We start from the raw sequence: 20,232 nt of genomic DNA, 5'->3' as shown, positions 1-20,232 counted from the left end.
ATTTTTGATGAGTCAGGAAAATTTTCTTCCCATATTATTAGGAAGCGATATGAATGTTTATGGTATGGCCAGAGCGTTCCACGAAGCATATGGTATTCAATCAGTTGCCTATGCAGGCGCCGAACTTGCGCCAACCCGCTTTAGTAAAATTGTAAAAATCAATCAAGTGGAAGGTTTTGACCATGATCCCGGATTCACTGAAACGTTGATCAAGTTAGGAAAAAATACTTACAACGATCCTGCGATGAAATATTTGTTGATTCCTTGCGGCGATGGTTATGCGGAACTGTTGGCGAAGCATAAAGAAGAATTGGCGCCCTATTATACCTTTATCGCTAACGATTATTCTTTACTAAAACGGTTGATCAACAAAGTAAGCTTTTACGAAGTCTGCGAGGAATATGGCTTGCCTTATCCTAAGACCTTCATTTTAACGCCTGAACTGTTGACGGAAGGAACGTTCAAAGGAGAGCTGCCTTTTGATTTTCCTGTGGCATTGAAACCGGCAAATAGTGTAGCATGGCTGTCAGTTGATTTTGAAGGACGCAAAAAAGCCTTTATTATTGATAATCGAATAGAATTTGAAGAAATCGTTTCTCGCATTTATCAAGCGGGTTATCAATATGAAATGATCGTCCAAGATTTTATTCCCGGTGATGACAGCAACATGCGGGTTTTAAATGCCTATGTTGATGAGAATCACGAAGTTCGCGTGATGGGCTTAGGTCATCCTTTACTAGAAGACCCAACCCCTGGAGCTGTTGGGAATTACGTAGTGATCATTCCAGACGAAAATGATCAAATTTATCAAATGATCCGTAAGTTTTTAAAAGAGATCGAGTATGTTGGATTTGCCAATTTTGACTTGAAATATGATGCGCGAGACGGGCAATATAAACTATTTGAAATCAACTTGCGTCAAGGAAGAAGCAGTTTCTTTATTACCTTAAGCGGATTGAATTTGGCAAAGTTTATCACTGAAGATTTAGTCTTCGAAAAACCTTATACAGAAACGGTTTATGGCAAAGCTGACGCGCCAGAAGCGAAATTATGGCTAGGGGTACCAAAAAACATCTTCTTGACTTATGCAAAAGAAAATCCTGCGAAAGAACGAGCAAAAAAATTATTAGCAGAAAATCGCTGGGGAACGACCGTCTTTTATAAAGAAGACTTATCTCTGAAGCGTTGGATTCTGTTAAAGAGAATGTTCCATCTATACAACAAACGATTCAAAACGTATTTCCATACGAAAGAAGGCTAGAAGATGGAGAATTTTTTTAGTATTTTAGGCGGCATGGGAACGTTAGCGACGGAAAGTTTCGTCCGCATTTTAAACCGACGGACACAGACCCATAAAGACCAAGATTACTTGAACTATGTTTTATTCAATCATGCGACAGTACCGGATCGGACGGCATATATTTTAGACAATACGTTAGAAAACCCTGTTCCTTATTTAATGGACGACATCGAAAAACAAAATTTATTAAAGCCAAATTTTATTGTGTTGACTTGTAACACAGCGCATTATTTTTTTGATGAGTTGCAAGCGGCTACTGAGATTGAGATTTTGCATATGCCTCGTGAGGCAGCGAAAGTCGTTTTTGAAAAAGGCGTCACTGGAAAAGTGGCCTTTCTTGGGACAGAAGGCAGTGTCAAAGCCGGCATCTATGAGAAAGAATTGCGCCAGTTGGGACTTGATGTCTATCTCCCAGAGCCAGCGATCCAAAAAAAGGTCAATACATTGATCTATGATCGAATCAAAGAAAATGATCATCTGGATCAAGAACTTTACTTTGAGATACTGGAAGAAGTCACCGAACGCATCGGCTGTGAAAGCGTAGTACTTGGATGTACCGAGTTATCCTTGATGGATGAATTTGTGACTGACAATCCTTATCCAGTCGTGGATGCCCAATCCATTTTAGTTGATCGGACGATTGAAAAAGCATTGGCAAATCGCCAAGCAATCTAAAGCTGATAGCGACGTTAGCGGCATTTTTTGAGCTAACGTCTTTTTTTATGCCGGTGTTCCAATGATACGCCCGGCATGATATAATAGAGTTGTTTCAGAAAGGAGTTTTACCTATGACTGAAGTGGATCATTTAGAATTGGTCATTATTACTGGGATGAGCGGAGCCGGCAAAACGGTCGCTATCCAGAGTTTTGAAGATATGGGGTACTTTTGTATCGACAATATGCCCCCAAGCTTGATCCCTAAATTTTGGGAACTGATCAAAGAATCAGGAAAAGTGACAAAAATTGCCTTAGTTGTCGATCTGCGTTCAAGATCGTTTTTTGAAGAAATCCAAAGTATGCTGATCGATATTGAAAACACGAATTTTATCGACACACGGATGCTCTTTTTAGATGCATCGGACAATGAATTGGTGTCAAGATACAAAGAAACGAGAAGAGCACATCCTTTGGCGATGGATGGCTTAGTTACGGAAGGCATTCGCAAAGAGCGAGCGATCTTAAACGATTTGAAGACGCGTGCCAGTATTGTTATCGACACAACGTCGTTGACCCCACGGCAACTGAGAGAAAAAATCAATCAAGAATTTCGTGCTTCTCATGAGACAGGGTTTCGTATTGAAATACTTTCGTTTGGCTTCAAGTATGGCTTGCCGATCGATGCTGATATCGTGATGGATGTTCGTTTCTTACCGAATCCCCATTACATTCCAGAGTTGCGTCCTTTAACGGGTAAAGATGAACCCGTGTATGATTACGTCATGTCTTTTCCAGAAACGGAAGAATTCTATCAGCAATTTAGTACACTGTTGCAAACGATCATGCCAGGCTATGTCAAGGAAGGCAAAAGCAGCTTGACGGTGGCTATCGGCTGTACTGGGGGTCAACACCGTTCGGTTGCATTATCGGAGCGCATCGGTGCGGTTTTGGCAGAAGACTATCGCGTCAATATTACTCATCGCGACAAAGATAAGCGCAAAGAGACGGTGAATCGTTCATGAAAATGAAAACGTACCGGATCAGAAAGCCGAAGATCGTTGTGGTAGGTGGCGGAACTGGGTTACCAGTCATCCTGAAGAGCTTGCGGAATCAAGGTGTCGACATCACAGCGATCGTTACGGTCGCTGATGATGGCGGTAGCAGCGGCGAGATCCGCAATTTGGTTTCCTCTATTTCACCACCGGGGGATCTGCGCAATGTTCTGGCGGCTCTATCTGATATGCCGCAATTGTATAATGATATTTTTCAATACCGTTTTAAAGCGGAAGACAAATTTTTAGCCAATCATGCCCTTGGGAACTTGATTATTGCGGCGATTGCTGAAATGCGTAGCAGTACCTATGAAGCCATTCAAATTTTGTCGAAAATCATGCATATCGATGGACGAGTATATCCTTCCTCAGATCTGCCATTGGTGTTGCACGCTGTTTTTAAAGACGGCACCGAAGCGGTAGGCGAGTCCAAAATCGCGGTTGATCGCAAAACGATCGAACGGGTCTTTGTTCGTAATCAAGAAAACAATGATGAGCCGAAAGCAGCTCGTAAAGTTGTTTCTTCAATTATGGAGGCAGATATGATCGTCTTGGGTCCTGGTAGTCTCTTTACTAGTATTTTGCCCAATCTCATGATCAGCGAGATCGGCCAAGCAATGTTGGAAACACAAGCTGAAACGGTTTATATTTGTAATATCATGACCCAAAAAGGTGAAACCGAACACTTTAGTGATGCCGACCATGTGCGAGTCTTGCATAAGCATTTAGGCAAACCCTTTATTGATACGGTGTTAGTCAACACCGAGAAAGTTCCAGAAGGATATATGGACCCAGAGATTTATGATGAATATCTTGTACAAGTGAAACACGATTTCCAAGGACTGCGAGAAGAAGCCAGCCGTGTCATTTCAGCTGACTTTCTGGAGCTTAGAGATGGCGGAGTTTTTCATGACGGAGATAAAGTGATTGAAGAACTTCTACGTATCGTTTACGGGGCCAAAATCTAAGAAAGGAGGGATTTTTTTATGTCCTTTGCAGCAGAAGTAAAAAAAGAATTGACTGCATTAGAAGTTCATCGCGAACATGCCAAGGCAGAACTGGCAGCTTTGATTCGGATGAATGGGTCATTAAGTATCAACAACCAGCAATTTGTTTTAAACGTTCAAACAGAAAACGCGGCGATTGCCAGACGCATCTACTCTTTACTAAAAGATCATTACGACGTGCGCAGCGAGTTGCTGGTCCGTCGCAAAATGAAATTAAAAAAGAACAACGTCTACATCGTTCGTTTGAAGCAAGAGACAAAGCGCGTGCTTTTGGACTTAGATATCATGGACGGGCTGATGTTTCAAAGCCATGTTTCTGATGAGATCATGGGCAATACTCAAAAAATGCGTTCCTATTTACGAGGGGCTTTCATGGCATCAGGATCGATCAACAATCCAGAAACTAGCCGCTATCACTTAGAGATTTATTCCATCTACGAGGAGCATAACCAAGATATTTGCGATATGCTAAACGCATATGGTTTGAATGCCCGTGCATTAGAACGTAGAAATGGGTATATTTCTTACTTGAAAGGCGCTGAGAAAATCGCTGATTTTTTGACACTGATCGGCGCCACCAATTCCATGTTGAAATTCGAGGACGTGCGGATCGTGCGAGACATGCGTAACTCAGTCAACCGTTTGGTGAATTGTGAAACCGCCAATATGAACAAAACGATCGATGCTGCTTCGAAGCAGATCGACAATATCGAGTTTATTCAAGATCGAGTTGGCTTGCAAGCTCTACCTGAAAAGCTGCAAGAAATCGCCGAATTACGTTTGGAACATCCCGAGGTCAGCTTGAAAGAGCTAGGAGAAATGATTCCATCAGGAGCGATCTCGAAATCAGGGATCAATCATCGCATTCGAAAAATCAACGAATTTGCCGATCATCTTCGTGAACAAGTCAGCTAGTCGAATGGAATAAAAATGAATCAAAAGAGCAGGAGCAGATTTGACGTGGATGTTCGCGTCAAATCTGCTCCTGCTCTTTTATTTGTGGTTACTCATTGATCAATGCAGTTAATTCCTCAGCAGTGATCGATTCATCAAAAATGTGCCCATCTAAGATAATCGTTGGCACAAATTGAATGTTGGCGTTTTTCGCTTCTTCCACAATTTCTCCGGCGATCGCAGGATGATTTTGTTCAGATAGCCCTAAGGTATTTTTCGCATATTCTGCCACTTCATTTAAAGATAAATGACCCCATTCGTCTTGTGTTTGATAAATTTTTGTAATCTCAGCGATCGTTGCCTGAGGATCTGTACTGGAAACAAACCGATGCATCACATTGCCTCGTTGCAATGATTCTTTTTCTTTGTCGAATAATTTGATGACACGGCGTAGTTTCCCAGCTGTGACAGCTTCACTTAAGATCGGTAACGATTCCTCAAACCATTGCCGACAATAAGGACAACGCAAATTCATAAATTCGACGATCGGTTTAGCGGAAGGGTCTCCGATATGTATCCCTGTTACCGCATTTGTTTCTTGTGCTTTGATGATTGAAATATCCATTAAGATTCCTCCTTTTTCTTTTAGTTTACCGAAGTTTCTACTGAAAGAAAAGCCTCAGGTCTTTTGATCCGAGTCTGTGAAATGAGGAGGGAAATTAGCTAAATACTATGTATTTCGTTTCACGAAATAAAGAAAATTACCCAGCCGGTGCTTTTATATTCCTTGATTTTCAGCTATAATGAATTGTGTTTTATTGTGCAAAATGATGATTAAAGGAAGTTATATAGATGAGAAAAAGAAAAACAATGGATGGCAATACGGCAGCTGCCTATATTTCCTATGCCTTTACGGAACTTGCGGCGATCTATCCGATAACCCCTAGTTCAACCATGGCTGAATTAGTGGATCAGTGGTCTGCTCAGGGAAAGCATAATCTTTTTGGGCAGCCGGTGAAAGTGGCTGAAATGCAATCTGAAGCAGGGGCGGCGGGTGTGGTTCACGGCTCATTAAAAACCGGCGCCTTAACGACGACCTATACGGCATCTCAGGGACTTTTGTTAATGGTACCAAATATGTACAAGATTGCTGGGGAAATGCTGCCAGGCGTCTTTCATGTCGCCAGCCGAGCAGTAACAACCAATGCCTTGAATATTTTCGGAGATCATACCGACGTAATGGCCACTCGACAAACAGGCTTTGCTATGCTAGCGGAAAGCAGTGTTCAAGAAGTAATGGATTTAGCGCCAGTCGCTCATTTAGCAGCAATTGAAGCCAACATTCCATTTTTAAACTTTTTTGATGGTTTCCGAACCAGTCACGAGATTCAAAAAATCGAGGTGCTGGACTATGAAGAACTCGCACAACTGGTTAATCATGAAAAGTTGGCTGCTTTTCGTCAAAAAGCGATGAATCCGAATCACCCAACAACGAGTGGGACGAATCAAAATCCTGATATCCATTTTCAACAGCGGGAAACGATCAATCAGCACTATCAAACATTGCCTGAGATCGTTCGTTTTTACATGAAGAAAATCAATGCTTTAAGAGGAACCAACTATGATTTAGTGGATTATTATGGTGCTGCGGACGCCGAAGAAGTTATCGTTTCGATGGGGTCCTCGACGCAAACGATCCAGCAAACGGTGGATCATTTGTGCGCTTCTGGACGCAAGGTGGGAGTCTTGTCGATCCATCTGTATCGACCATTCCCATTAGAAGTCTTCTTAGAAAAAATGCCTGCTACCGTCAAAAGTATCGCTGTATTGGATCGCAGCAAAGAACCTGGTGCCAACGGAGAGTCTTTGCTTTTGGATGTGCAAAGTGCCATGTATGATGCAGCGATTCGGCCGACGATCATTGGTGGACGCTATGGTCTTGGGTCAAAAGATGTAACGCCTGATCAAATCGTTGCCGTTTATGACGAATTGATTAAGCCAAAAGCGAGCCAAAAGAAACGCTTCACCATTGGGATCACGGATGATGTGACGCAATTGTCGTTGCCCTCAAAAGGCACGCTAGATCTAACTGATCCATCCACCTTCCAAGCGAAATTCTGGGGATTCGGCTCTGATGGGACCGTTGGGGCGAATAAGTCAGCAATCAAAATCATCGGTGATCATACCGAAAAATATGTGCAAGGCTATTTCCACTATGATTCGAAAAAATCTGGTGGTCTAACGGTTTCCCATCTGCGATTTGGGGATACCCCCATTCGTTCTACCTATCTGATCGAACACGCGGATTTCGTTGCATGTCATACGCCTGCGTATTTGCATACGTATGATTTGCTGAAAGGACTCAAAAAAGGCGGAACCTTTTTATTAAATACGACCTGGTCACAAGAGCAAATTTTAAATAATCTACCGAAGAAGATGAAACGTTATCTTGCTGAAAACGAGATCCGTTTTTATACCATCAACGCCATGCAGTTGGCAATGGAAGTTGGCTTAGGTGGGCGGATCAATACCGCGATGGAAACAGCCTTCTTTTACTTGGCAAACATCATTCCGACCGAGGAAATCTTGCCGATTTTAAAAGAAGAGGCGCTGAAAAGTTATCGGCACAAATCGATGGCGATCGTTGAAAAGAACCAAGCAGCCATTGATCGCACCATCGAATTATTACAAGAAATCCCTGTTCCAAGCGAGTGGGCAACAATCGAAGTGCCGGAAAGGACATCCACTGCTATGACACAATTTGTGCGGGAAATTGTGGAACCCATCAACCGTCAAGAAGGCAATCAACTATCCGTCGGCACCCTCGTAAGGAACCAAATGACTGAAGGGGTGATCCCTGTCGGGACAACAGCGGTTGAGAAGCGGGGCATCGCTGTTGAAGTGCCCGAGTGGCTATCAGATCGCTGTACCATGTGCAATGAGTGTGCCTTCGTCTGTCCTCATGCGGCGATCCGCCCGTTTTTGGCAGATGAAGATGAATTAACCGAAGCACCGGAAGGCTTTATCGTCAGAGAGATGCGAGGAGCGAACGGCCAAAAATATCGAATTCAAGTTTCCGTTGAAGATTGTACAGGTTGCGGCCTTTGTGTGGAGGCATGTCCCGCCAAAGGGAAAGCCTTGACGATGCGTCCTTACGAAGAACAAAAAGAGCAAGCTTTAAATTGGGCTTTTGCGATGACTTTACGCCAAAAGGAAAATCCAGCAAAACCAGGAACTGTTTTGGGCTCCCAATTCAATAAGCCCTTATTGGAGTTCTCTGGTGCTTGTGCGGGCTGTGGGGAAACCCCTTATGTCAAACTTCTGACCCAAATGTTTGGTGATCGCATGATGATCGCCAATGCGACCGGTTGCTCTTCGATTTGGGGTGGAACCTCACCAGTATCCCCTTATACAACCAATCACTTAGGACAGGGTCCAGCTTGGTCAAACTCGCTGTTTGAAGACAATGCCGAATATGGCTATGGCATGTTCTTAGCCAACCAAACCCGACGGGAGAAATTAGCAGCCCAGTTGCAGTCATTGAAAGCCGCTGTATCAGAAGAATTGCAGGCTTTGATTGATGATTGGGACCTTCATCGAGAAGAAAGTGCTGGGACACAGCAGCGAGCAGCAAAATTGATCGCCGCCTTAGAAGCTGAGGCTTCCACGACACCTCAGCTGAACAAAATCCTGCAGGAAAAAGATTTGTTTGTTAAGCCAAGCCAATGGATGATAGGTGGCGATGGCTGGGCATATGATATTGGGTTTGGCGGTATCGATCATGTTCTCGCTTCTGGTGCAGATGTCAATATTCTTGTGTTAGATAATGAAGTTTATTCCAATACGGGGGGGCAAGTCTCCAAAGCGACACCAACTTCGGCTATTGCTAAATTCGCTGCTAGTGGCAAGTTTGTTTCCAAAAAAGATTTAGGAATGATGGCGATGACCTACGGACATGTCTACGTCGCACAAATCGCATCTGGTGCTAATCAAATGCAAACGATCAAAGCCTTTGAAGAAGCCGAGCGGTTCCCGGGACCGTCAATCATCATTGCCTATACGCCATGTATCACTCACGGTCTTGCTGGCGGAATGCGTCAATCCTTGAAAGAAGCGCAAGAAGCAGTTGCATCAGGGTATTGGAGTCTCTACCGCTATAACCCGCTGTTGGCAGAAAATGGGAAACAGCCAATGACGCTCGATTTCAAAAAGCCAGCATTTGATCAAATGCCTGCCTTTATGCAGACCCAAGTCCGATTTGCTTCCTTGCAGTCTGCCAATCCCAATGCGGCGCAAGCCTTGTTTGAAAAAACCGTTTCAGATGCGAAAACTCGTTTCTATAACTATGCCCGCTTAGCAGGTCAAGAAGAAAAAATTCGAGCAAAGCTTGAAAAAAATGTAAGTACTGATACAGAACAACCAATGGCAGTAAAAACGGAGCGTGTGCGAAGAGAAAAACAGCCGTTAAGCGAAGAACAGCTCGCTGAAAGAGCAGCACGGCGTGCAGCGCGCGCAAAACGTCGTCAGCAAGAATAATCGCTAGCTGAGGAACGACCCTGGAAAAACGCTTTATCACGTTTTTTCAGGGTCGTTTGTTGTTTTTCCTATGAAATGCGTGCAAGAAGCTCTTTTAGATGAAATCTTCTAAGACCTTTGACAAACAATGATTTCATGATAATGGTAAACTAAATAAAAGAGCTGTTTATTTTTTCAAAACTTTTTCATAAATTTGTTTTTTTTCAAATCTTTGAAGAGGTCCTATGTTATACTATTATCTGAAGTCTTAAGAATAAAGGAAGGCTGTTTATGTTGATAAATTTCAGGGATTTTTTTAATTTAGATTATTGGAGAGAATTGCTCTCATTTGATATATTTTCTTGGTCTTTTTTAGTAAATGTTTTAGATGTGATCGTTGTTTGGTACTTGGTTTATAAGCTTATCCAGCTTGTGCGAGGGACAAAAGCGATCCAGTTGTTCAAAGGAGTCGGACTGTTCATTGTTCTAAGGTTTTTGGCTGGTATCGTAGGATTAAAGACGCTATCTTGGTTGATGGATCAAGTCATTACTTATGGGGTGATCGCCGCAATTGTTATTTTCCAACCAGAAATTCGACGGGGGCTAGAGCATCTTGGACGCAGCTCTTTCTTCAAGACTTCTAAAAACGAAAAACGGCGGGATGAAGTTTTGGTCCAAGCACTGGACAAAGCTGTTCAATATATGGCAAAACGAAAGATCGGTGCATTGATCACGATCGAGCGGACGACTGGTTTAGAAGAATACATCGAAACTGGGATTCCCTTAGATGCGGATGTGACGGGCGAACTACTGATCAATATTTTTATTCCTAATACACCGCTGCATGATGGTGCAGTCATTTTAAGAGATGATAAGATCGCTGTTGCTAGTGCCTACTTGCCATTGTCAGAAAGTCCACTGATTCCGAAAGAATTCGGGACACGTCATAGAGCAGCTGTTGGGATATCAGAAGTCAGTGACGCATTGACCATTATCGTCTCAGAAGAAACCGGCGACGTTAGTATTACGCTAAATAATCGCATGCTGACTGAACTTTCTCGCCAAGAGTATCTCGACGTGTTGAATCGCGAATTAGTTCCGGAAGAAAAACCTGGCAAACGCAACTTGCTGCAATCTTTCTTTGAAGGGGTCAACAAAGGAGGAAGAAAATGATCAAGAAAGAGCGTCGTCAAAACGTATTTTATGGTATACTAGCGCTGTTCTTTAGTCTGGTTTTGTTTTTCATCGCCAGCGGATCAAGCCTGCAAGTCAATCTTGCGGGAACATCAAATCCTTATGAGGAAGAGATCGAAAATGTACCGATTCAGACCACCTACGACACGGATGAATACTTCATCCAAGGATTTGAAACAACAGTGGATGTGACTTTATCTAGTCGAAATCGTGTACAATTGAATGCAGAACGTAGTGAGGAAACACGGAGCTTTCGAGTCGTAGCTGATTTGACTGGGCTCGATGAAGGAACCCATGAGGTCCCTTTAGAAGTAAAAAATCTTAGTTCAAGCGTCACAGCTGAAATCGAACCAAAAACAGTCACTGTGACGATCGAGAAAAAAGTGACCCAAACGTTTACCGTTGAACCCGTCATCTCCACTGACGGAGCAACGAGTGGTTACGGCGTCGATTCAATGAGTGTCGATCCGCAGAAAGTAGAAATCACAACTGGCGATCAAACATTAGCTGAAATCGACCGAGTGGTAGCGATCGTAAATCCAGATGATATCACTGGGGATTCGATCACTGTCAATGGAACCATCGAAGCCTGGGATAGCGACAACAATCCATTAGCGATCATCGCGGATCCTGATTCGGTAGATGTTGCATTGGTGATGGAGGCTCCAAGCAAAGAAATTGAATTGTTTGTTACACAACAAGGGACAACTCCAGACGGGATCTCCCATTACATTTATCGCATGAGCAGTATCAGTGCCGTTCTGACAGGACCACAAAGTATCTTGGATGAAACCCAACAGATCGGTGTGCCGGTGGACGTTAGTGAGATCACGACAACGACGGAACGGACAGTAACCATTCCAGTGCCTGAAGGGACAACAATCAATCCAACGGTCGTGACGATCCAAATCACACCGGTTGCAGAAGCTACTACGGAGAATCAATCAAACAATGATAGCAATGAAGCAGTGAATAGTGAGAATTCTCAAGACAACTCTTCAACAGTCGACACGACGAACGAACAAACAGAGAATTCCGCAAGCAGCACGACGACAAGTAGTTCTTAGTCGTTTGACTGTAGAGAATGAATAAGAGAGGTTATTAAAATGGGAAAATATTTTGGTACTGATGGTGTTAGAGGAGAAGCTAACAAGGAATTGACACCTGAGTTAGCATTTAAATTGGGGCGTTACGGCGGCTATGTACTAAGTCAACATGAAACCGGGGACCGTCGTCCTCGCGTATTGGTTGGGCGAGACACACGAATTTCTGGACAAATGCTAGAAAGCGCATTGATTGCTGGTTTGTTATCCGTTGGGATCGAGGTATTTCAATTAGGCGTTATTTCCACACCAGGAGTGGCATACTTGACGAAAGTACAAAAAGCAAGCGCAGGTGTGATGATCTCTGCCTCTCACAATCCTGCACAAGACAATGGGATCAAGTTCTTCGGAAATGATGGCTTTAAATTAGTCGATGAACAAGAAGCTGAAATTGAAGCATTGCTTGATGCGCCGGAAGATACACTTCCTCGACCTTCTGCCGATGGCTTAGGAACGGTGGATGAGTTCCCAGAAGGGTTATTGAAATACTCTCAATTTCTACGTCAAACGATTCCTGACGATTTAGAAGGGATCACGGTTTGTGTCGATGCAGCAAATGGCGCAACAGCTACAAGCGTTAATCGTTTGTTTGCCGATCTAGAAACAGAATTCTTCACAATGGGAACTTCCCCAGATGGGTTGAACATCAATGATGGTGTTGGTTCGACTCACCCCGAAACATTAGCCGAATTCGTCGTTGAAAAAGGGGCCGATGCTGGTCTTGCATTTGATGGAGATGGCGATCGGGTCATCGCAGTTGATGAACTAGGAAATATCGTTGATGGCGATAAGATCATGTATATCTGTGCAAAATATTTAGCAGAACAAAAACGCTTGAACCAAGGAACGATCGTTACAACAGTCATGAGCAATTTAGGGTTCCACAAAGCAGTGGAAGCAATTGGTCTGAAAGATGTGATCACACAAGTCGGTGACCGTTATGTCGTAGAAGAAATGCGTAAAAACGATTATAATTTCGGTGGCGAGCAATCAGGGCATATGATTTTCTTGGATTTCAATACGACAGGTGACGGTTTACTATCAGGAATTCAACTATTGAATATCATGAAACAAACGGGCAAGAAACTGTCGGAATTAGCAGGAGAGGTAACGATCTATCCACAAAAACTTGTCAACATTCGAGTGACAGATAAAAATGGTGCGATGGATGTTCCAGCTATCCGTAAAATCGTGGAAGAGACAGAAGCAGAAATGAACGGTGAAGGCCGGATCTTGGTTCGTCCTTCAGGAACAGAACCATTGCTTCGGGTGATGGCAGAAGCACCAACCATTGAAAAAGTCGATTACTATGTTGAAAAAATCGCAGCGGTCGTTCGAGAAGAAATCGGTGCGGAATAAATGAAGAAGTAAGACGATCAAAGATATTCTTTGGTCGTCTTTTTTGTCTACTTACCAGCAAGAAGCCAACTTGCGAACTAGAGAAACTTGTCAACGAATTTGTCGACAACGCTTAAAAGGGGACACGCCGTGGGCAAGCCTTGCGAAGTATAGTTGCTTTTAAAAGTCTTTTCGGATTTGTTGTGCATAAAACAAGAAAAAAGAACCCCTATGAACGATCGAGTCATCGAACGAGGAGTTCTTTTTATTAAACAGAAGATAACCAATTCGGTTTCAGTTTTTTAAAAAACTATTCAACGGTAACGGATTTTGCTAAGTTTCTTGGTTTATCAACATCGAATCCGCGTTGTAAAGTGGCAAAGTAAGCCAGCAGCTGTGTTGGAACGACTGCCACTAAGCTGGTTACCAATGGATGAACATTTGGCAAAATGATTTGATCAGTCGCTTTTGCTAACTCTTGACTAACGATCACAAGGGTGTGAGCCCCACGAGATTCGACTTCTTTCAAATTGCCTCGCGTATGAGAGCCAGTCACTTCTTCCGTGATCACACCGATCACTGGTGTACCTTCTTCGATCAACGCGATGGTGCCGTGTTTTAATTCACCAGCCGCAAAGCCTTCCGCTTGGATATAAGAAATTTCTTTTAATTTCAATGCCGCTTCCATTGATACATAGTAATCATTCCCACGACCAATGTAAAATGCATTACGGGTTTCGGAAAGAAAATCTTCAGCAAATTGACTGATAACAGCTTTTTCATCCACTAAAGCCTCCATTGCAGAAGCAACGATGCTTAGTTCATGGAACACGTCAAAATCCAATGCTTCAGGGACAGCTTTTTCATCACCAATGGCTTTTGCTAATAAGGTCATGACAGCGATCTGTCCGGTATATGCTTTTGTAGAGGCAACGGCGATTTCTGGACCAGCATGAAGCAATAAGGTATGGTTCGCTTCTCGAGAAAGAGTAGAACCAGCAACATTGGTAATCGTGAGACTAGGAAGACCTAACTGGTTGATCGTCACTAATACTTGACGGCTATCTGCCGTTTCACCACTTTGTGATAAGAACAAGAAGAAGGGTTTTGCTGACAACAATGGCATGTTGTAGCCAAACTCACTAGATAAGTGAACCTCAACAGGGATCTGTGTTAGCTTTTCTAAAATGGATTTTGCTGCCCAACCAGCATGATTACTGGTACCACATGCGATGATGTAGATTCGATCGCTCGCTAAAAGTTCGTTTTTTAACGCTGGATCGATTACTACTTCACCGGATTCTCCTTGATATTCTTGGATCAAGCGGCGCATCACGGTTGGTTGATCATCGATTTCTTTTAACATGTAGTAAGGGTACGTTCCTTTTTCGATGTCAGTCAGATCTAGTTGTGCTTCATAAGATTCACGGTACACAAGGTTTCCTTTTGGATCTTCGATTTCGATCGCATCGGCTGTTACGGTCACCATTTCGCCATCTTCGATCTCAACAAAATGAGTCGTTTGATCGAGCATTGCTAAGGCATCGCTGCAAATGACATTAAATCCATCTCCCAAACCGATCAATAAGGGACTTTTATTTTTAGCAACATAAATGGTTTCTGGATCTTTTTTTTCTACTAAAGCAAAGGCATAAGAGCCGCGAATCAAGGACAAAGCTTTTTTAAAGGCCGCTTTGGTCGTGCTGTTGTCTTGCTCTTTCAACACTTCAATCAAATGAACAACGATTTCGGTATCTGTTTGACCTTCAAACTGGTGGTTGCTTAAATATTCTTGATGAAGCTCTTCAAAGTTTTCGATCACACCATTATGAACCAAAACGAGTGCTTGGTTTGCCGAAGTGTGAGGATGAGCATTCATTTCTGATGGCTTGCCATGGGTCGCCCAACGGGTATGTCCGATACCGATCGTTCCTGTTACTTCAGAAGTCACTTTTTCTTCCAAGTTTTTGATTCTTCCTTGGGCTTTCACTAAATGATCCGAAGTCCGATCAGCGACATAAAGGCCTGCTGAGTCATAGCCCCGATACTCTAAGCGTTCCAATCCGTTTAAAATAATTCGTTCTGCATTTGATTTTCCTACGATTCCTACAATTCCACACATAATGATAATCCTACTTTCAAAAAAATTTAGTTTGGCATTATGTATTTCTATCTGCGCAGCAAGTCTTTGTCATCATCTTACGATGAGATTTGTTCTTGCCTGTAGAGTGCAGTCCCTAGAGTCATCCGCCGAATGTTTCGATAAACTCTTTCCTCGTCATCTGTTTCCAGATCAGGCGCTATCCATATTGGTCTATCTATCCTCCTTGTGAAATATTTTATAGAAATACAAGCAATATCATAATATTTATTCCTGTTTCTGTCAACTGTAAGTTATATGAAAATAATTGGTATAGTTATTGGTAAGGTTGATTTGAACCAGTCTAAAGGGAATCAAAATAGCTGACATAGCTTTGTCGAATAAGATTCCCAAGAAATTTCCTCATAAAGCTATGCTTTTTTTTTTAAGTTCGCTACAATAAAAAAGTAAGAAAGTGAGGGAATGAAATGCCAGAATTTGTAAATTGTATGACTTTTTCAGAGCTAAAGAAAATAGTAGCTGCGATAGAAAAAGATCCTAATGTCACAGATGAAACAAAGGTCATGTTGGATACGGGCTGGGACAGCTTGCAAGAAATTTTACCCGAATCAGTCACCGTGGAAACCGCGCAAACATTCAAAGTCCAGGATGAACTAACAAAGGAATTTTTTGGCGGCTACGTCTTAGCTGAAAAAAGCGAGAAATTTGATGCGGTTGGTGACGAAGAAGCAGTGATCGTCATCAAAAATCTATACTAAATTATGGGAAAGGCGAAAAGTTAGGTGGGAAAATGAATAAAAGAAGATGGATCGCAGCGGCGATCGCAGCAGGGTTATTTATCTGCTCGGGGGTTTTTTCAGTAATCACAAATCGTCCAGAGCAAGAGGAAACTCAAACGCTGCAAGGTTTAAATGCTTTGTTCTACGGAAGTAATGCGATCGAAGAGACAACGTTAGTTGCCGGAGATCAAGACAATCGCATTGTTCGCTTATCTTTAGAAGGAACGATCGCCAGCAGCTCCAGTGGCGGCTTATTCACAACAGAATCTTATGATCATCAGCGATTTTTAGAAGAACTACGGATGATCCAAGAAGATCCAACTATTGGGGGCATCTTGATGGAAGTCAATACCCCAGGAGGCGGCGTCTATGAAAGTGCCGAGATTACTCGTGAATTAGCAAAAATCAAAGAGTTAGGGATTCCGATGTATGTCAGTATGAAAAACATGGCAGCCAGTGGCGGTTATTATATTTCGGCAGGTGCTGATAAAATTTTCGCAACGGATGAAACGATTACCGGTTCGATCGGAGTGATCATGTCGGGGCTCAACTATGCCGGCTTATTCGAAAAGCTAGGGATCGAAGACAATACGTATAAAAGTGGTGCACTAAAAGATGTAGGTTCAGCAACGAGAGAGCCAACAGAAGCCGATAAAGAAGTCTTGCAGACCTATGTCGACAATGCTTATGGTCGGTTCGTTAAAATTGTGGCTGAAGGACGCGGCATGACAGAAGAAGCCGTTAGAAAGATCGCTGATGGCCGCATCTATGATGGTCAGCAAGCAGTGTCTGTTGGCTTAGTGGATGAAATCGGTTTTCCTGAAGATACATTAGCAGCAATGCAAGCAGATCTAGGCTTGGAAGATGCAGAGATTTTCAGCTATGACGTTTCATCTACTGGATTTGCTTCTACTTGGTTAGGTTCAAGTTTAGCCGAACTGCAAGGACTAAAAGAATCAAATACAGAACGAGTGATCCAATTGATGGAAAGCCTAGGAACAAGCGATGCCCCTAAACCTCTTTATTACTATGGAGGTGAATAACTATGACAGATAAAAACAAGTATTCCGCTGCCGCATCGTCAACAGATGACAATCACACAAGTACATCAATCGATCAAAGGGAACAGCGCGAAACCTCCACACCGTCAACCGGTCATACGGATGTACGAACTGAAGCGCAGGTTTCAGAAACAGCCGAACCAGTAAACGCCAGCAAAGCGATGAAGAACGCACAAGTAAACCATCCCGATGATTTTTATCAACAAGTCTTGACGTCTTTTCAAGAAGAAGAGTATAACCAAAGTGAGATCGAAGAAAGACAAAAAGCGTGGCAACATTTTGAAGAACCTGAAAAACAGACCGAAGACAAACGGTTCTTTAATGACTTTCCTAGCTACTTTTTTGCCGGTTTGTGGATTCGTCTGTTTGCTTTTTTAGTGGATCTTCTAGTGATCCGGGCAATCACGCAAATAACGATTGGCAGTATCTATAATCTAGCGAATCTAACGGCAACTAACCAGCGGTTTGGACTTTACAACGTCTGTGCCTTAGCGATCTATCTGGGCTATTTTGTTCTGATGACGAAGCTGAATCATGGCCAAACAATTGGGAAAATGCTCTTTGGCATCCGCGTTATTTCTTTTGTAGAAGAAGAACTCAGTTGGCAAACGGTCTTGATTCGCGAACTTTGCGGGCGCTATGTGCTGCAATTCAATGTTTTCTTTTATCTCGGTTATTTACCAATCGTCTTTAATAAAAATAAGCAGCAGGCTGCGGATTATTTTGCAGAAACAAGTGTGGTAACCATCAATTTGATCAAGGCCTTTAATAAACAGGTGGATGCCAATCACGTAATGATTGGTGCACAAAACTAACTAGCAGATCAAGCAATTAGTAAAGGAGGGGTCGTGAATGGGTGAGACGATTGATTTCCCGGGACCAAATGAGCGGCTTCGTCTGGCGGCAGAAAAAGCCTACCAGTCAAAAGAGTTTTTGCAGGCTTATCGTTTGTACAATGAACTTTATCAAAAAAACGCCAGTTTTGAGATCAATCAATGGCTCGTGGAATGCTTGCAACAGCTGAATGATTTTGCCAAAGCGTTAGATCTTGCGGAAGACTATCTAGATGATTATTTGAAACAAACTGATGGTTTTTTACAAATTGGTCATCTGCTGATCTTGGATGGTCAATACTTAAAAACTCGGCGCTGGCTTACATTAGGTCAGAAAACAAAAATTCCAAAACGCTATCAGGAACAGTTGGCTAGTGAACTAGCTAAAGTAGAAGAAGTACAACAAATTTTAGGATTGGAAGATTTTCATGGGAAACGCAAGCATTTACGCGCATTAGATGAAGCCAATCAACCGGTGAGTGCAACAGAGTGGCACGTTTTTACCCAAGCAATTACCAAATCACAATTTATCTCGCTGATGCATGACACGTTGGCTTCCATCAAAAATCCGTATTTGCTACCTAAATTAGTGGATGAGCTCGTGCGTCTTGAAGTGGACGAACCTTTTGACCTAATCGATTACCTTGGGAATATGCAGCAAATCGTTCCGAAAGAATTGAAACTTTTACAGGAGGATGACGCTGTTAAAGCGATCCATAAAGCGATCGAAGAAACGATCGCCCAAGAGGACCCGATTTTAGCGGAAAGTGTCTCAGCAGAAATCGATGATCATTTAGCGATAAGTTACCCGTTTTTACCGGCAAAAGAAGAGGCAAACGCATGGATGGCAAGCTACATTGAAGATTATCGCGGGTTATTTGAAGAAAAAGAACAGCCAAAAGCAGACAATGAAATAGAAGAACGCAAACGACACTTGCGCAATATCCTACGTTTGAGCATTCGCTGAAAGAAAAATTCGCAACTTTCATGGTAAAATGTTTACAATTAAACAACGTTAGTGTACTATTTAAAGGTATGCATGAAGCTATTTCATATGTAAATCAATTAATATTCGGAGGGAAATAAATGACTGCAAAATGGGAAAAAACAGGCACCAATGATGGTGTTTTGACATTTACGATCGCTCAAGCGGAAATCCAAAAAGGCTTGACGACTGCATTCAATAAAGTGAAAGGCAATCTTAACGTACCTGGCTTCCGTAAAGGGAAAGTTTCACGCCAAGTATTTAACCGTATGTACGGCGAAGAAGCGTTGTATGAAGATGCATTGAACGCTGTTCTTCCAGAAGCTTATGAAGCTGCTGTAAAAGAAGCAGGGATCGATCCTGTTTCGCAACCAAAAATCGACGTTGACAGCATGGAAAAAGGTCAAGACTGGGTAATCAAAGCAGAAGTTACTGTAAAACCTGAAGTAAAACTTGGTGATTACAAAGATTTAACTGTTGAAAAACAAGACCGTGAAGTAACAGAAGAAGATGTTGATGCACGCATCAAACGCGAACAAGAAGCACAAGCTGAATTAGTTATCAAAGAAGACGAAGCAGCTGAAAATGGCGACACAGTCGTTATCGACTTTGAAGGCTTCTTAGGAGAAGAAACATTTGAAGGCGGCAAAGGTGAAAACTACTCACTTGAACTTGGCTCAAACTCATTCATCCCTGGTTTTGAAGAACAATTAGTAGGAACAAAAGCTGGCGATAGCAAAGACGTTACCGTGACTTTCCCAGAAGATTATCAAGCAGAAGATTTAGCTGGTAAAGAAGCAGTCTTCAAAGTAACGGTTCACGAAGTAAAAGCAAAAGAACTTCCTGAATTAGATGATGAATTCGCAAAAGACGTTGATGACAGCGTTGAATCATTAGCTGAATTAAAAGAAAAATATCGTGCTGAATTGACTGAAACAAAAGAAAAAGCAGCAGAAGATGCAAAAGATGAAGCTGCGATCCGTCAAGCAGTTGAAAACGCAGAAATCGTTGAATTACCACATTCAATGGTACATGATGAAGTACACCGTTCAATGGATGAGTTCTTGAACAATATGCAACGTCAAGGAATCTCACCAGAAATGTATTATCAATTAACTGGTTCAACTGAAGCAGATCTTCACACACAATTTGAAGGCGAAGCAGAAACACGCGTGAAAACAAACCTTGTCATTGAAGCAATCGCTAAAGAAGAAGGTTTGGAAGCAACAGAAGAAGATATCGAAAAAGAAATCAAAGAACTTTCTGAAGCTTACAATATGCCAGTAGATCAAATCAAACGCGTCTTAACAGAAGACATGTTGAAACATGATATTACAATGAAAAAAGCAGTTGAACTTGTAACAGGCACTGCAAAAGAAGCGTAGGCAAAACTCTTAAAAACGGCGAACATCT

Annotated in this window: 16 protein-coding genes; 14 read left to right on the top strand and 2 right to left on the bottom strand. The window is 42.4% G+C overall.

The features are described from left to right. Window positions 1–7: 7 nt before the first annotated feature. The 5 genes from IGK63_RS08590 to whiA all read left to right on the top strand — a co-directional run bounded on the left by IGK63_RS08590 (window position 8) and on the right by whiA (window position 4,931). Entirely contained in the window at window positions 8–1,261 is a 1,254-nt protein-coding gene (locus tag IGK63_RS08590) for a hypothetical protein (RefSeq protein ID WP_016611874.1), read from the top strand. A gap of 3 nt (window positions 1,262–1,264) precedes the next feature. After that, window positions 1,265–1,975: an amino acid racemase gene (locus IGK63_RS08585; RefSeq protein ID WP_005235674.1), complete on the top strand. Its 711-nt coding sequence runs from the start codon at window positions 1,265–1,267 to the stop codon at window positions 1,973–1,975. A 113-nt stretch (window positions 1,976–2,088) separates the two neighbouring features. Further along, window positions 2,089–2,979: an RNase adapter RapZ gene (rapZ, locus tag IGK63_RS08580; protein ID WP_016611873.1), complete on the top strand. Its 891-nt coding sequence runs from the start codon at window positions 2,089–2,091 to the stop codon at window positions 2,977–2,979. Continuing rightward, a complete protein-coding gene (locus tag IGK63_RS08575) occupies window positions 2,976–3,977 on the top strand; it encodes a gluconeogenesis factor YvcK family protein (protein ID WP_008382192.1) in 1,002 nt (333 codons plus the stop codon). Before rapZ ends, IGK63_RS08575 begins: the two co-directional genes overlap by 4 nt. An 18-nt stretch (window positions 3,978–3,995) precedes the next feature. Continuing rightward, window positions 3,996–4,931, top strand: a complete 936-nt coding sequence (gene whiA, locus IGK63_RS08570) for a DNA-binding protein WhiA (protein ID WP_005235679.1) — start codon at window positions 3,996–3,998, stop codon at window positions 4,929–4,931. 88 nt (window positions 4,932–5,019) lie between these two features. On the opposite strand, the gene IGK63_RS08565 is transcribed toward whiA, so the two are convergent. After that, on the bottom strand, window positions 5,020–5,535 hold the full coding sequence (locus tag IGK63_RS08565; protein ID WP_016611872.1) for a DsbA family protein: 516 nt from the start codon (window positions 5,533–5,535) through the stop codon (window positions 5,020–5,022). A 227-nt stretch (window positions 5,536–5,762) separates the two neighbouring features. On the opposite strand from IGK63_RS08565, the gene nifJ reads away from it, so the two are divergent. The 4 genes from nifJ to glmM all read left to right on the top strand — a co-directional run bounded on the left by nifJ (window position 5,763) and on the right by glmM (window position 13,081). Next, a complete protein-coding gene (nifJ, locus tag IGK63_RS08560) occupies window positions 5,763–9,446 on the top strand; it encodes a pyruvate:ferredoxin (flavodoxin) oxidoreductase (RefSeq protein ID WP_429972478.1) in 3,684 nt (1,227 codons plus the stop codon). A gap of 270 nt (window positions 9,447–9,716) precedes the next feature. Continuing rightward, entirely contained in the window at window positions 9,717–10,598 is an 882-nt protein-coding gene (gene cdaA, locus IGK63_RS08555) for a diadenylate cyclase CdaA (protein ID WP_005235688.1), read from the top strand. Next, window positions 10,595–11,686, top strand: coding sequence for a CdaR family protein (locus IGK63_RS08550; RefSeq protein ID WP_005235690.1), 1,092 nt, complete (start codon window positions 10,595–10,597; stop codon window positions 11,684–11,686). Before cdaA ends, IGK63_RS08550 begins: the two co-directional genes overlap by 4 nt. A gap of 39 nt (window positions 11,687–11,725) precedes the next feature. Beyond that, window positions 11,726–13,081, top strand: a complete 1,356-nt coding sequence (glmM, locus tag IGK63_RS08545) for a phosphoglucosamine mutase (RefSeq protein ID WP_008382200.1) — start codon at window positions 11,726–11,728, stop codon at window positions 13,079–13,081. A gap of 289 nt (window positions 13,082–13,370) precedes the next feature. Here the strand turns inward: glmM and glmS are convergent, their stop codons facing one another. Continuing rightward, window positions 13,371–15,182: a glutamine--fructose-6-phosphate transaminase (isomerizing) gene (glmS, locus tag IGK63_RS08540; protein ID WP_008382201.1), complete on the bottom strand. Its 1,812-nt coding sequence runs from the start codon at window positions 15,180–15,182 to the stop codon at window positions 13,371–13,373. 446 nt (window positions 15,183–15,628) lie between these two features. On the opposite strand from glmS, the gene IGK63_RS08535 reads away from it, so the two are divergent. The 5 genes from IGK63_RS08535 (at window position 15,629) to tig (ending at window position 20,204) form a co-directional block, all read left to right on the top strand. Then, window positions 15,629–15,919, top strand: coding sequence for a hypothetical protein (locus IGK63_RS08535; RefSeq protein ID WP_429972477.1), 291 nt, complete (start codon window positions 15,629–15,631; stop codon window positions 15,917–15,919). 32 nt (window positions 15,920–15,951) lie between these two features. Next, window positions 15,952–16,983 carry a signal peptide peptidase SppA gene (gene sppA / locus IGK63_RS08530; protein WP_429972476.1) on the top strand — a complete coding sequence of 344 codons (1,032 nt, stop codon included), beginning with the start codon at window positions 15,952–15,954 and terminating at the stop codon, window positions 16,981–16,983. Between the two features lie 2 nt (window positions 16,984–16,985). Then, entirely contained in the window at window positions 16,986–17,816 is an 831-nt protein-coding gene (locus IGK63_RS08525; RefSeq protein ID WP_016611869.1) for an RDD family protein, read from the top strand. A gap of 37 nt (window positions 17,817–17,853) precedes the next feature. Beyond that, window positions 17,854–18,801: a hypothetical protein gene (locus IGK63_RS08520; RefSeq protein ID WP_016611867.1), complete on the top strand. Its 948-nt coding sequence runs from the start codon at window positions 17,854–17,856 to the stop codon at window positions 18,799–18,801. A gap of 119 nt (window positions 18,802–18,920) precedes the next feature. Next, the gene (gene tig / locus IGK63_RS08515; protein ID WP_005235710.1) at window positions 18,921–20,204 is read left to right on the top strand and encodes a trigger factor; all 1,284 of its coding nucleotides are present in this window, start codon (window positions 18,921–18,923) and stop codon (window positions 20,202–20,204) included. Window positions 20,205–20,232 lie beyond the last annotated feature (28 nt).

Origin of the sequence: Enterococcus sp. AZ040, assembly GCF_050499185.1 — a bacterium.
GTDB classification, from domain to species: domain Bacteria; phylum Bacillota; class Bacilli; order Lactobacillales; family Enterococcaceae; genus Enterococcus_D; species Enterococcus_D entomosocium.
This window is presented reverse-complemented; position numbering and strand designations above follow the sequence as displayed.